Genomic DNA, 13,946 nt, shown 5'->3' with positions numbered 1-13,946 from the left:
GCCCCCCGCCCGTCCTGACGTCACCTCAGCGCGCGTCGTCGCCGGCCGGCACCGACGCCGCGGGGTCGCCGTGCGAGGCCCCGCCCCGCGCGTCGACCTCGCCGAGCACGCGCCGCAGGTACGTGAGCGTCAGCTTGCCCGCCGCACGGTCGTACTGCTCCTCGTACCCGTGCTTGGTGTACATGGCCAGGTTCTTCTTCGAGTCCTTGCCGGTGAACGCCCAGATCTCCGTGACCTGCTCCGGCAGGTAGTTGAGGATCGCGAACATCAGCGACGTGCCGATGCCCCGGCCCTCCTGGTCGGGCGCCACCGCGAGGCGCCCCAGCGTGGCCTTGCCACCCTCGATCTCCAGGCGCAGCGAGCCCACCAGCCGGTGCCCCTCCCACGCGCCGACCGTCACGACGTCGTCGCGGGCCATGTCGTCGCGCAGCTCGTGCAGGGTCTGCGTCAGCGGCGGGATGTGCGGGTCGTCGTAGAGCTGGGCCTCGCTGACGAACGCCGCGCGCCGCAGCGTGAGCAGCTCGCCCGCGTGCGCGTCGTCGACCAGGGCGACCCGCGTCGTCAGGTCGGACTGGTCCGTCGACTCGGTGGTCGCCTCCGCGGGACCCGTGGCGTCGGTGCCGGATGCGTCGCTCATGGGGCTATCGTCGCAGAATGTCGCCCGGTCCGCGCGAACCCCGGCCACGTGGCGGACGCCCGGGGCGGACGGCCCCGCGCGTGCCCACAATGGGCACGTGACGACGACCCCGCCCTCACCCGACGCGCACGCCCCCGACGGCCCGCCCTCGACGACCGGGGCGGCCGGGCCGACCGAGTGGGTCCTCACGCTGTCCTGCCCCGACCGCCCCGGCATCGTGCACGCCGTCGCCGGCGTGCTGGCCGGCCTGGACGGGAACATCACCGAGTCGCAGCAGTTCGGCGACCCGGCCTCGGGCCTGTTCTTCATGCGGGTGCAGGTGGCCGCCGAGGCCGGCCGCGCCCGCCTCGAGGCCGCTCTGCGGCCCGTCGCCGAGCGCTACGGCATGACGTGGGACCTCGACCGGGTGGGCCGCCGGATGCGCACCCTCGTCCTGGTCAGCCGGGCCGCGCACTGCCTGCAGGACCTGCTGTACCGCGAGCGGTCGCAGGGCATGCCCGTCGACGTCGTCGGCGTGGTGGGCAACCACCCCGACCTCGCCGACATCGCCGCGTTCTACGGCAAGCCGTTCCACCACGTGCCGGTCACCCGCGACACCAAGCCGGAGGCCGAGGCCCGGCTGCGCGAGCTCGTCGCCGGCCTGGACGTCGAGCTCGTGGTGCTCGCCCGGTACATGCAGATCCTCTCGGACGACCTGTGCCGCGACCTGGCCGGGCGCGTCATCAACATCCACCACTCGTTCCTGCCGTCGTTCAAGGGCGCGCGGCCCTACGCGCAGGCCCACGACCGCGGGGTCAAGCTCATCGGCGCCACCTCGCACTACGTCACCGGCGACCTGGACGAGGGCCCGATCATCGAGCAGGACGTCGAGCGCGTCGACCACGCGCACCACGTCGCCGACCTCGTCGCCCTCGGCGAGGACGTCGAGCGCCGCACGCTGGCGCGCGCGGTGCGCTGGCACGCCGAGCACCGCGTGCTCCTTGACGGGCGTCGCACCGTCGTCTTCCGCTGAACCCGGCACCCGGTCGGCGCTGTGGGTACGAGACACGCCGAGATCGCCCCGCTCACGTCGGCGTGTCTCGTACCCACAACAGATCACGGGGCGCCGGTGATCGCGGCGAGGATCTCCTCGTGGCTGGCGGTCGCGGCGAACGAGCCGTTGTTGCGCCCGTGCCGCAGCACCTCGACGCGGTCGGCGACGGCGCGCACGTCGTTGAGGTTGTGGCTGATGAGGATCACGCCGAGCCCGAGGTCGCGCAGCTTCTGGATGTGCGTGAGGACCTCCGCCGTCTGCGCCACCGACAGCGCCGCCGTCGGCTCGTCCAGCACGACGATCCGCGGTGAGCCGATGAGGGTGCGCGCGATGGCGACGGCCTGCCGCTGACCGGCGGAGAGCTGGCTGAGCGGCGTGCGCACGGACGGGATCCGCACGGTGAGGTGGCGCAGGAGGTCCCGCGTCGTCTCCTCCATCTCGCCCTCGCGCAGGAAGCCGCGCCTGCTCAGCTCCTGGCCGAGGTACACGTTCGCGGTCACGTCGAGGTTCTCCGCCACCGCGAGGTCCTGGAAGACGCTCGCCACGCCCAGCCGGTTCGCGGCCGAGGGCGAGGAGATCGTCACGGGCTCCCCGTCGATCTCGAGCTGGCCGGAGCTGGGCGTCAGGACGCCCGCGACGATCTGGGCCAGCGTCGACTTGCCCGCGCCGTTGTCCCCGACGAGCGCCACGACCTCGTGGGCGTGCACGTCGAGGTCGACGTCGACCAGCGCCTCCACGGCACCGAAGAACCGGCTCACCTCGCGCAGCGAGAGCAGGGGCGTGCGCCCGTTCACCGCTCTCCCTTCTCGAACCGTCCCGGCTCGGCGTCGTCTCTCGTCTCGAACACGTCGGTGTGCTGCAGCGCGAGCGCCAGCGCCCCCTCGAGCTCGGCGCGCGTGCCGTGCACGGCGGGGACCACCTCCAGCGGCGCGGCGACCTGCTGCAGCACGGTGCGGCGTCGCAGCACCTCGCGCAGCGGCGCCAGGAACACGTCCCCCGTGGAGGCCAGCGCGCCGCCGACGACGACGAGCTGCGGGTTGAACGACGTCGCCAGCCCCGCCAGCACGCCGCCGACCACCGTAGCGGCGTCGGCCACGATCTCGCGACACCCCGGGTCGTCCTCGCCCGCCAACCGCACGACGTCGCGCAGCGTCAGGTGGCCGTGGCTGGTGCGCAGCGGCTCCAGCAGCGCCTCGTCCCCGACGACGGTGTCGAGGCAGCCGCGGCTGCCGCAGGAGCAGATCCGCCCCGCGGGGTCGACCTGCACGTGCCCGATCTCCCCGGCGGTGCCCGCCACGCCCCGGTGCACCCGCCCGCCGAGCACGATGCCGGCGCCGACGCCGTGGCCGGCACGCACGTAGATCGCGTCGTGGACGTCGCGGGCGGCGCCGGTGGTGCTCTCGGCGAGCGCGCCCAGGTTGGCGTCGTTGTCCACGAACACCGGGCGGGCCAGCCGCTTCGACAGCACCTGCGCGACCGGCACGCCGTCCCACCCGCGCAGGATCCCGCGGACGGTGACCTCGCCCGAGGACGCGTCCACGGGCGCGGGCAGGGCGACGCCGAGGCCGAGCAGCTCGGACAGGTCGGCGCCGACCCGGTCGAGCAGGTCCACGACCAGCAGGGCGGCGCGGTCCAGGCTGGTGTCGGCGCGGTGCTCGGCGGGCAGCGGCATCGTCTGCTCGGCGAGCACCTCGTGCGAGACGTCGGCCACGGCGACCCGCAGGTCGCGGCCGCCGACGACGACGCCCGCCACGAGCCCGACCCGGTGGGCGAGCGTGACGAGCTGGGCCCGGCGCCCGGAGCGCACGGTGCCGCGGACCTCGACGAGCTCCGCGGCGACGAGCTCCTTGACGATCGTCGAGACGGTCGCCGGGGACAGCCCCGTCGCACCGGTGAGCTCCACCTGGGTGAGGCCCCCGTGCCGCTTCACGGCGTCGACCACCCGGGCGCGGTTCGCCTCGCGCAACGAGGACTGCGAGCCCGCCATCGGTCCCCGTCCTCTCACGCCGTGGATTCTATGGTGCGACGGCGCGCGGGCCGGTGGTCGCCCACCGTCCCGCGCGCCGCACGCTCCCCCGGTCCGCTCAGCGCAGTGCCGCGGCCCGGCGCCGGTTGTAGATGTCGAAGGCCACGGCCAGCAGCAGCACGAGGCCCTTGACGATCGGCTGGATCGAGGTCGACACGCCCATGAGCTGCATGCCGTTCGAGATGACCGCCATGATGAGGCCACCGATGATCGCGCCGCCGACACGGCCGACACCGCCGGACGTCGAGGCACCGCCGATGAAGCAGGCCGCGATGGCGTCGAGCTCGAACATGTTGCCGGCACCCGGCTGGGCGGCGTTCATGCGCGAGGAGTAGACGACGCCCGCGACGGCGGCGAGCAGCCCCATGTTGACGAAGATCCAGAAGTTGACCTTCCGCACCTTCACGCCGGACAGCTCGGCGGCGTGCCGGTTGCCGCCCACGGCGTACACGTGCCGCCCGAACACGGACTTCTGCGTGACGAGCGTGTAGCCGATGGTCAGCACCGCCAGGATGATCAGCACGACGGGCAGGCCACGGTAGGTGGCGAGCTTGTACGCGAACCACATGACGACGGCGGCGACCACGACGAGCTTGGCCACGAACAGGGGCATCGACTCGACGGACTGGTGGTAGGAGATCTTGCTCTGGCGGCCGCGCCACTGGGCCACCGCGTAGCCCACCACGCCGATCGCGAAGATCACCAGGGTGAAGACGTCGTACCCGTACCCGCCGAACAGGCCGTTGAGGAAGCCGTTGGCGATGTCGTAGTACGGCTTGCCGAACGGCGAGATCGAGATGTTGTCGAGCACGACGTACGTGAGGCCGCGGAACAGCAGCATGCCGGCCAGGGTGACGATGAAGCCGGGGATGCCGACGTAGGCGACCCAGAAGCCCTGCCAGGCGCCGACCAGGAGGCCGACGACGAGCGCGGCCAGCACGCCCGCCCACCACGGCATGCCGTTCTTCACGACCACGACGGCGGACACCGCCCCGGTGAGGGCGACCACCGAGCCCACGGACAGGTCGATCTGCCCGGCGACGATGATCATCACCATCCCGATCGCCAGGATGAGGATGTAGGTGTACTGCAGGACGATGTTCGTGAGGTTCGTCGCCGACAGGAACATCGGGTTGAGCAGGGCGAACACGGCGACGATCGCGACGAACGCGACCAGGATCCCGCTCTGGCGCAGGTTCCGGGTGATGAGGTCCCGGGCTGACGCGATGGCGTTCATGAGACGTTTTCCTTCGTGGGCAGGGGCTGGTCGCGTTCGAGGGTCATGAGCTCCATGAGCCGCTCCTGCGTCGCCTCGGCGACGGGGAGCTCACCCGTGATGCGACCGAAGGCCAGCGTGTAGACGCGGTCACAGATGCCGAGCAGCTCCGGCAGCTCGGACGAGATCACCACGACCGCCTTGCCGGCCGCGACCATCTTGTTGATGATCGTGTAGATCTCGTACTTGGCGCCGACGTCGATGCCGCGTGTCGGCTCGTCGACGATGAGCACGTCGGGGTCGGTGTACAGCCACTTGGACAGCACGACCTTCTGCTGGTTGCCGCCGGAGAGCTTGCCGACGGTCGACAGCACGTCCGGCGCCTTGATGTTCAGGCTGGACCGGTACTCCTGGGCGACGCGGATCTCCTCGTTGTCGTTCACCCAGCCGCGCGGGGCGAGCTTGCCCAGCCCGGCCGAGGAGACGTTCCAGCGGATGTCCTCGATGAGGTTGAGGCCGTACGTCTTGCGGTCCTCGGTGGCGTAGGCGATGTGGTGGTCGATCGCCTCGGCGACGGTCCGCGCCTGGATCTCCTTGCCGTCCTTGTACAGCCGGCCGGAGATACTCCGCCCGTAGGACCGCCCGAAGATGCTCATGGCGAGCTCGGTGCGCCCGGCGCCCATGAGGCCGGCGATGCCGACGACCTCGCCCGCGCGGACGTTGAACGAGGCGTTCTCGATGACCTTCCGGCCCACCTGCGTGGGGTGGTAGACGGTCCAGTCCTCTACCCGCAGCACCTCGTCACCGACGACACTGGTCCGCTCGGGGAACCGGTGCTCGAGGTCGCGCCCCACCATGCCGCGGATGATCCGGTCCTGGACGGCCCCGGACCCGGCGTCGCGCATGTCGATCGTCTCGATCGTGGACCCGTCGCGGATGACCGTGGTGCGGTCCGCGATCTCCTCGATCTCGTTGAGCTTGTGGGAGATGATGATCGAGGTGATGCCCTGGCCCTTGAGGTGGCGCAGCAGGTCCAGCAGGTGCTCCGAGTCGGTGTCGTTGAGCGCGGCGGTGGGCTCGTCGAGGATGAGCAGCCGCACCTCCTTGGACAACGCCTTGGCGATCTCGATGAGCTGCTGCTTGCCGACGCCGAGCTGGTTCACGGGCGTGACCGGGTTCTCGTCGAGGCCGACGCGCGCCATGAGCCGCGCGGCCTCCGTGTTCACCCGGTTCCAGTCGATGAGCCCGGTGCGCCCGCGCTGCTCGTTGCCGAGGAAGATGTTCTCGGCCACGGACAGGTACGGCACCAGGGCGAGCTCCTGGTGGATGATGACGATGCCGCGCCGCTCGGAGTCGGTGATCGAGCCGAACTCCGCGGTCTCGCCGTCGTAGACGATCTCGCCGTCGTAGGTGCCGTGGGGGTACACGCCCGACAGCACCTTCATGAGCGTCGACTTGCCCGCGCCGTTCTCGCCGCAGATCGCGTGAATCTCGCCGCGGGTGACGTCGAGGTCGACGCCGTCCAGCGCCTTGACGCCGGGGAACTCCTTGACGATGGAGCGCATCTCGAGAATGGTGCTCATCGCCCGACCGCCCCGGGTGCGCGCCTGATGACGTGGGGTGCGTGCATGCGCCCTCGTCCCTCCTTCGGGTACGGGCCGCCCCGCCGGGAGCGGCCCGGGCCGGCCCGCCCCCGGCCGCCGTCGTGGCGGCCCGGGGCGGGCCGGTCCGTGTGGGTGCAGGTCAGTCGGTCTGGCCCTTCTCGACCTCGTCCTGCGTGTAGTAGTCCGTGTCGACGAGGACGGGCTTGATGTCCTCCTTGAACACGGTCTGGATGGGCAGCAGGTGCGACGGCACGACCTTGACGCCGTTGTCGTACGTCTCGGTGTCGTTGGCGTCGGGCTCCTCGCCCTCGACGAACGCCTGGGCGGCCTTCACGGCCTCGTCGGCGAGGTTGCGGGTGTCCTTGAAGATCGTCGAGGACTGGACACCGTCGTTGATCAGCTTGATCGAGTCGATCTCGGCGTCCTGGCCGGTGACGACGGGCAGGCCCTTCTCGATGGTCGGGCCCATGCCCACGCCCTGCAGGGCGGTGATGATGCCGCGCGACAGCGGGTCGGCCGGGGCCAGGACGCCGTCGAGCTTCGTGCCGCCGTTGTAGGTCGAGGTCAGCAGGTTCTCCATGCGCTTCTGCGCGGTCTCCTGCTCCCAGCGCTGGGTCGCGACCTGGCCGAACTTCGTCTGGCCGGAGGGCACCTTCAGCGTGCCGTCGTCGAGGTACGGCTTGAGGGTGTCCATCGCGCCGTCGAAGAAGAAGCCGGCGTTGTTGTCGTCGGGCGACCCGGCGAACAGCTCGATGTTGAACGGGCCCTTCTCGCCGGTCTTCTCGCCGTCCGCGTCGATCACGCCGAGGCCGCGCAGCAGGGCGTTGCCCTGCGCGACGCCGACCTCGTAGTTGTCGAACGTCACGTAGAAGTCGACGTTCTCGCTGTCGCGGATGAGGCGGTCGTACGCGATGACCGGGATGTTGGCGGCGGCCGCGGCGTCGAGCTGGCTGGTCAGGGCCGTGCCGTCGATCGAGGCGATGATGAGGGCGTCCACGCCGCCGGTGATCATCGAGTCGATCTGCTGGGTCTGGGTGGGGATGTCGTCGTTGGCGAACTGCAGGTCGACGTCGTAGCCGAGCTCCTCCAGGCCCTCCTTGACGTTGTTGCCGTCCTGGATCCAGCGCTCGTAGGTCTGGGTCGGCATCGCGACGCCCACCTTGACCTCGTCGTCGCCGTTCCCCGCGCCGCCGCCCTCGGCACCGCCGCCGGCCCCGGCGCCCGAGCCGCCGCAGGCGGCCAGGCCCAGCGTCAGCGCCGCACCCGCGGCCAGCACGCTCATCTTCTTGGCGAGTCGCATCCTCGCGCTCCTTCTCGTCTCGTCGTCGAGGGTCCCGGCGGCGATCGTCACCGTCGTCGCCCGCGGAGGGCTGGACCGTTGCGCCGGCTCGGAGCCGGTACCGCGGTACACCTTGCTGTCTTCGAGACTCGAAGTCAATGCCGGAGCAAGCTGCGCGCGTAACGATCCGGCCACGATGCCCCGACAGCCACCGTGAGGACAGGCGCATCGACATGTCAACGGCGCAGGTCATAGGACTCCGAGCGCCGCCGGGCGCCCTGGCCGTCCGCAGGCCCGGCAGATCAGGCGGTTCATCGTGTTCGTGATCCGAAGACACTCCAAGGATGTGAGCGCTCCCACACCGAACCCAAACTGCCCATCGCCCCGATCCCGGGACACCGGAGGGCGAGGCCCCCGCGGGGACCTCGCCCTCGGACGCGGGCGCCGGGCGTCAGCCGGCCGTGTCGACGAGCACCGCGACGGTCCGCGCGGGGACGGTGACGGCGCCGCCGTCGGTGTCCCACGTGGTCTCGCGGACGACGTCGTCGGGTCCCGACTCCTGGACCGGCGAGAGCGCGTACTCGCGGCCGGCGAGCGTCGGCAGGTCCACGGTCTGCGCCTCGGGCGAGGCGTTGAAGACCGCGAGCACGCCGTCGAGGTCCGGGTCGACGTCGGTGTCCCCCGCCGTGTCGTCGATCGACATCGCGATCACACCCGGCGTCGCGTCCGGGCCGGAGACCGGGAACGACACCTTGTCGGCGACGAGGTCCGCGGACCCGAGGCGGAACAGGTCCGTCGACCCGCGCAGCAGGAGCAGGTCGCGCGCCTGCTCGGACGCCGTCGCGATGTCACCCGGCGCGGGCGTGAGCGCCGCGTCCGCGAGCAGCGGCGCCATCACCGGCCACGTGTCCTCGTTGTCCGCGGCCATCGGCAGCCCGCGACCGAACCCGTTGTCCTGGCCCGACCAGTCGATCGCGTTGAACCAGTCCCCCGAGTCGTAGGAGTTGCGGTCCAGCGACTTCGACCGCAGCAGGTCGGTGCCCGCGTGCCAGAACGAGGGCGTCTGAGCGAGCGCCGTCGTCGCCAGCGAGACCGTGTTCATCCGCACCCTGTCGTCCATCGACGTGGCCTGCGGCAGCTTGAGCGTCAGCAGGTCGAACAGGGTCTCGTTGTCGTGCGCGTCGACGTACGTGACGACCTCCTCCGGGGAGTCCGCGTACCCCGCGGGCGAGCCGCGGTAGTCGAGGTCCTCGCCCTTCGTGACCTCGCCGTCGGCGGTGGTGAACGCGAAGTCCCGCAGGTTGCCTGCCAGACCCAGGCGGACCAGGTCCGTCTGGTGGGCCAGGTCGGCCGCCTCGTCGTCGCCGCCGTCGTTCACCGACCCGGGGTCGCCGGTCGAGGCCTCGCGGCCGTTCGGGTCGGTGAACAGCCCGGTGCCGAAGCCCTGCGTGAACGTGGACGCGCCGTCGACGGGCGACCCGCCGTGCACGGCGTCACGCAACCGGTCCGAGAACGTGCCGATGCCCGTGCCGCCGAGCTGCCCCTGCGTGGCCTGCGTGAACAGGGCGTTGTTCGCGACCTCGCCGAAGTTCCAGCCCTCGCCGTACAGGTAGACGGCCGAGCCGTCGACGCCGTCGTCCTCCAGGGTCAGCCCGTCGAGCGCGGCCCGCACCGCCTCCATGTTCTCCCGGGAGTGGTGACCCATGAGGTCGAACCGGAACCCGTCGACCTTGTAGTCCCGCGCCCACGTCACCACGGAGTCGACCATGAGCTTGCCCGCCATCGCGTGCTCGGTCGCGACGTTCTGGCAGCACGTGCTCGTCTCCACCGCGCCCGTGGTGGAGTTCAGCCGGTGGTAGTAGCCGGGCACCACGCGGTCGAGCACGCTCTTCGCGTCCTGGCCGCTGGCGGCGGTGTGGTTGAACACCTGGTCGAGCACGACCTGGAGCCCGGCGTCGTGCAGCGAGCCCACCATCGTGCGGAACTCGGCCACGCGGGCGCCGCCGTCGCGGTCGACGGCGTACGAGCCCTCCGGCACCGTGAAGTGGTACGGGTCGTAGCCCCAGTTGAACGGGTCGGAACCCTGCACCTCGGCCACGGCCGCCTGCTGTTCGTCCGAGTCCGGGGCGAACCCGGACAGGTCGCCCGGCGTCTCCTGGTCGGCCGGGTCCTCGGGGACCGTCGCGATGTCGAACGTCGGCAGCAGGTGCACCGTCGTCATCCCCGCGTCGGCGAGCTCGCGCAGGTGCGTCATGCCGTCCGAGCCGTCCTCGGCGAACGCCAGGTACGTACCGCGCTCGTCCTCGGGGACGGTGGTGTCCGCGACCGAGAAGTCCCGCACGTGCAGCTCGTAGATCGTCTGGTCCACGGGCCGCTCGACGACGGGCTGCGGCGTGGTGCGCCACACCTTCGGCCGGTACCGCTTGTCGACGAGGGAGACGACGACGGCGTGCGTCGAGTCGGTCGTCAGCGCCACCGCGTAGGGGTCGGTCACGACGTTCGTCTCGACCTGGCCGGTGCTCGGCACGTACACCTCGACCGCGTACCGGTACCGGGCCCCGTCCCACGGGTAGTCCTTGGCGGCGCGCTTGCCGTCGAGCGTCCACGCGCCGTCGTCCTGCCGCTCCATGGCGAACGTGTCGGGGTCGCCGGCCAGGTCGGCGCCCTCGGGCCAGACCAGCAGGTCGACGTCGCGCGCCGTCGGCGCCCACAGCGCGAACGAGGCCCACTTCAGGTTCGGGTGCACGGTGACGCCGAGCGTACGGTCTGCGGCATCCTTGGCGTACAGGTCGTCGAGCACGCCCGGGAGCTGCACGCCCGTCGCGGCGGTGAGCGCGTCGCCGTCCGTGCGCGTCACGAGGAGCTGGCCCGTGAGCAGGCCCTCGACCGTCTCGCGGTCCAGCGGTTCCCCGCCCGACGTCGGCACCAGCGTGGCGTGGTCCGCGAACGCCGGGAAGTCCTCGGCCACGTCGTCGGGCACGTCGCCGCCGGGCTCCAGCGCGTACGAGGCGGCGCCGTCCGGCAGGGTACCGTCCGGGCCCGTGACCTCGCCGTCCACCACCTCGAGTCCGCCGACGGGCGCCGTCCAGAGGGTCCACGAGTCACCCGCCCCCAGGTCGCCGGGGGCGAGCAGCAGTCCCTCGCGCACCCAGTGCACCGCCTGGTCCCCGGTGCCGGGCAGGCCGCCTCCCCCGGCGGACGAGGTCACCACGTGGGTGTCCGGGTCCCAGGTGAAGGTGACGGGGCCGCCGCCGTGCGTGTACTGCAGGTTCGCGCCGCCGGGCTCGCCGTCCACGCCGTAGTTGACGTCCCACGACCCGCCGACGGCGACCTTGTACTCGTAGTCGCCGGCGGGGAGGTCGAAGGTGCCGGACCACAGGCCGTCGTCGCCGAGCGTGAGGCGGGCTGCCTCGCAGTCCGGCGTCCAGTCGCCGGTGCAGCCCATCTCGCTGTTGTGGTTGCCCGGCACGGTGACCATGTCGATGTCGGCCTGGGGCTCCTCGTCGCCGGGCACGCCGGAGACGTCGACGCCCACGGAGGCGAACGTCGAGGCGGCGGCGCGGTCGCCGTCGGCGTCGACGGTCACGGCCCGGTACTCCACGAGGGTGCCCTCGGGCAGGCCGGCGACGTCGTGGAAGACGCGCGGCGTGGTGTCCTCGGCGGTGCCGAGGGCGTGCCAGTCGGCGGTGCCGACCTCGCGCCAGGCGAAGGAGGTCTCCGCCCAGGCGTCGTCGACGGACGCGGCGACGGGCGCGGTGCCGGTGACGGCGGCGCCCGAGGCGGGGGCGTCGACGGCGATGCTGCCGTCGGTGTCGGCGCCGACGGTGCGGTCGGCGCGGAGCACGACGGCGGAGGTCGCCGGGACGCTCAGCGTCACGGTGCCCTCGGCGTCGGCCGTCACGGGCTCGCCGCCGCCGTACAGCACCTCGTAGGAGGCGCCCGGGGTGAGGGTCGTGAACGTGGCCCCGCGTGCCTGCGACGCGTTGTTGAGGGCGACGAGGTGCTCGACCTTCTCGTCGCGGTCGACGCGGCTGAAGGCGTAGATGCCCGCGCCGTCGTCGGCGTACCGCTCGATCTGGGCGCCGGTGGCGAGCGCGGGATTCGCCTCGCGCAGCGCCGCCAGGTCCGCGATGTGCGTGTACAGCGGCGCGTCCGTGGCGTAGCGGTCCTGGCTGCCCGCGGTCTCGCCGGTGACGAGCGGCTGGTTCGCGTACTCGTCGACCTGGGTGGCGAAGAGCGTCTGCCGGGCGTCCTTGTCGCCGCCGGTGCCGGCGAAGCCCTGCTCGTCGCCGTAGTAGACGACGGGCTGGCCGCGGGTGAGGTACATGAGCTCGTGGGCGAGCTCGTCGCGCGCCAGCGGGTCGTCGGTGCTGGCGAGCATGTAGCCGACGCGGCCCATGTCGTGGTTGCCGAGGAACGTCGGCAGCGCGGACGCGGAGGTGTCCGGCGTCGTGTACCGGTCGTCGCTCGCGAAGAGCCGCGCGAGACCCTGCGCGCTGTTGCCGCCGGCGTAGCTCGTGGCGCCGGCCTGGAAGGCGAAGTCGAGCACGGAGCTCATGTCGGTGTCGCGCACGTACGGGGACGTCTTGGCGGCGTCGGCGTCGTACACCTCGCCGAACATGAAGAAGTCGTCCTTGCCCGCGGTGTGGGCGTAGTCCATCACCTCCGCCGACCAGGTCTCCCAGAACTCCCGGTCGACGTGCTTGACGGTGTCGATGCGGAAGCCGTCGATGCCGAGGTCGATCCAGTCGGTGTAGACGTCGACGAACCCGCCCACGACGGTGGGGTGCTCGGTCATGAGGTCGTCGAGGCCGGAGAAGTCGCCGTAGGTGACCGACTCCCCCGTCCAGGTCGAGTTGCCCCGGTTGTGGTACAGCGTCGGGTCGTTGAGCCAGGCGGGGACCTTGACGTCTGCGTCGGCGGGGTCGATCACCGGGGTGTACGGGAACGACGTCTCGGCGTCGAGCTCGGGGAAGTCGCCGGTGCCGGCGTGGTCCGCGGGGTCGAAGGCGTTCCCGGCCGCGTCGGTGTACGGCGCGTCGGCCTGCTCGACGTAGTCGTAGGTGCCCTCGGCGTAGTCGATGACGTCCGCCGTGTGGTTGGTGATGATGTCGAAGTAGACCTTGATGCCCCGCGCGTGAGCGTCGTCGATCAGCGCGCGCAGCTCGTCGTTCGTGCCCAGGTGCGGGTCGATCCGCGTGAAGTCCGTGATCCAGTAGCCGTGGTACCCGGCCGAGACGTCGTCGCCGCTGCCCTGCACGGGACGGTTCATGAACGACGGCGTGAGCCAGATCGCCGTCGTGCCCAGGCCCTCCACGTAGTCGAGCTTGTCCCGCAGGCCGGCGATGTCACCGCCTTGGTAGAAGCCCTTGTCCGTGGGGTCGAACCCGGAGACCAGCGGGTCGTCACCGAGCCCCGCGGTGTCGTTGGACGTGTCGCCGTTCGCGAACCGGTCCGTCATGACGAAGTAGAACCGCTCGTCCGAGCCCGCCTGGCGCACGGGCGGGACGACGAGGCCGGCGTCCGCGGCGTCGTCGTACTCCCCCGCCAGCCCCAGCGGCGTGAGCGCGATCCGGTGCGTGGCGTCGTCGTACGTGACGCGCACCCGCGCGTCGCCCCCGAGCACCAGAGGCGCGTTCTCGTTCGTGCCATCCCGGCCGTAGGCCTCGTCCCACGCGCCGTCGAGCGCGACCTTGTACTCGTACGAGCCCGCGGGCAGGTCGAGCTCCGAGGTGAACGTGCCGTCCCCCGCCGGTGCCAGCGTGGTGGCCTCGCAGGTGGGGTCCCAGTCCTCGGCGCAGCCGAGCTCGGTCTGCAGGTCGCCCACGAGCGTGGCGGTGCGGTCCGCCGCCGCGGCGGCCGGGGCCGTGCGGAGCGAGACGCCGCCCAGCCCGGCGGCGACCGCGGGGAGGGCGAGCGCGACGGCGGTGAGCGAGGCGGCGGCGCGCCGTGTACGGGCGCGGCTCCCGCTCCGCCGGCGGTCGGGATGCCCGTCGAGATGTGGCATGGAGGACTCCTTCGTCGTCCGGTCGCGCCGGTCGCGACCAGCCGCGACTGTACCGTTGCTGCAAGTTTGCAGCAACGGGTTCGACCGGGCGCACCGCGCCGGGGAGGATCGAACGGAGGCCGGCGACGCCGGCGGCACCCGCAG

The 13,946-nt window shown here is 71.8% G+C and carries 8 protein-coding genes; 1 reads left to right on the top strand and 7 read right to left on the bottom strand.

What is annotated here, in order from left to right:
• Positions 1–25: 25 nt before the first annotated feature.
• Positions 26–637: a GNAT family N-acetyltransferase gene (locus EYB28_RS06630; RefSeq protein ID WP_166845894.1), complete on the bottom strand. Its 612-nt coding sequence runs from the start codon at positions 635–637 to the stop codon at positions 26–28.
• Between the two features lie 97 nt (positions 638–734).
• Between EYB28_RS06630 and purU the strand changes: the two genes are divergently transcribed.
• Positions 735–1,649, top strand: coding sequence for a formyltetrahydrofolate deformylase (gene purU, locus EYB28_RS06625; RefSeq protein ID WP_255461472.1), 915 nt, complete (start codon positions 735–737; stop codon positions 1,647–1,649).
• 83 nt (positions 1,650–1,732) lie between these two features.
• Here purU and EYB28_RS06620 read toward each other — a convergent pair whose 3' ends face one another.
• From EYB28_RS06620 to pulA, 6 genes are all read right to left on the bottom strand, one after another.
• Positions 1,733–2,464 carry an ATP-binding cassette domain-containing protein gene (locus tag EYB28_RS06620; protein WP_166845890.1) on the bottom strand — a complete coding sequence of 244 codons (732 nt, stop codon included), beginning with the start codon at positions 2,462–2,464 and terminating at the stop codon, positions 1,733–1,735.
• Positions 2,461–3,675 carry an ROK family transcriptional regulator gene (locus EYB28_RS06615; RefSeq protein ID WP_370459445.1) on the bottom strand — a complete coding sequence of 405 codons (1,215 nt, stop codon included), beginning with the start codon at positions 3,673–3,675 and terminating at the stop codon, positions 2,461–2,463. Before EYB28_RS06615 ends, EYB28_RS06620 begins: the two co-directional genes overlap by 4 nt.
• A 79-nt stretch (positions 3,676–3,754) precedes the next feature.
• Complete coding sequence (gene mmsB, locus EYB28_RS06610; RefSeq protein ID WP_166845888.1) at positions 3,755–4,933, bottom strand: multiple monosaccharide ABC transporter permease; 1,179 nt, start codon at positions 4,931–4,933, stop codon at positions 3,755–3,757.
• A complete protein-coding gene (gene mmsA, locus EYB28_RS06605) occupies positions 4,930–6,495 on the bottom strand; it encodes a multiple monosaccharide ABC transporter ATP-binding protein (RefSeq protein WP_166845886.1) in 1,566 nt (521 codons plus the stop codon). Before mmsA ends, mmsB begins: the two co-directional genes overlap by 4 nt.
• 160 nt (positions 6,496–6,655) lie before the next feature.
• Positions 6,656–7,816 carry a multiple monosaccharide ABC transporter substrate-binding protein gene (gene chvE / locus EYB28_RS06600; protein ID WP_166845884.1) on the bottom strand — a complete coding sequence of 387 codons (1,161 nt, stop codon included), beginning with the start codon at positions 7,814–7,816 and terminating at the stop codon, positions 6,656–6,658.
• 430 nt (positions 7,817–8,246) lie between these two features.
• A complete protein-coding gene (gene pulA / locus EYB28_RS06595) occupies positions 8,247–13,802 on the bottom strand; it encodes a pullulanase-type alpha-1,6-glucosidase (RefSeq protein WP_166845882.1) in 5,556 nt (1,851 codons plus the stop codon).
• Between the last annotated feature and the right edge of the window lie 144 nt (positions 13,803–13,946).

It is taken from the genome of Isoptericola sp. BMS4 (genome assembly GCF_011634835.1).
GTDB lineage: Bacteria > Actinomycetota > Actinomycetes > Actinomycetales > Cellulomonadaceae > Isoptericola.
This window is presented reverse-complemented; position numbering and strand designations above follow the sequence as displayed.

What these genes read in the sequence shown, in the direction of transcription:
- EYB28_RS06630 (WP_166845894.1), bottom strand. Translation starts at nt 637, where the DNA reads ATGAGCGACGCATCCGGCACCGACGCCACGGGTCCCGCGGAGGCGACC.
- mmsB (WP_166845888.1), bottom strand. Translation starts at nt 4,933, where the DNA reads ATGAACGCCATCGCGTCAGCCCGGGACCTCATCACCCGGAACCTGCGC.
- mmsA (WP_166845886.1), bottom strand. Translation starts at nt 6,495, where the DNA reads ATGAGCACCATTCTCGAGATGCGCTCCATCGTCAAGGAGTTCCCCGGC.
- chvE (WP_166845884.1), bottom strand. Translation starts at nt 7,816, where the DNA reads ATGCGACTCGCCAAGAAGATGAGCGTGCTGGCCGCGGGTGCGGCGCTG.
- pulA (WP_166845882.1), bottom strand. Translation starts at nt 13,802, where the DNA reads ATGCCACATCTCGACGGGCATCCCGACCGCCGGCGGAGCGGGAGCCGC.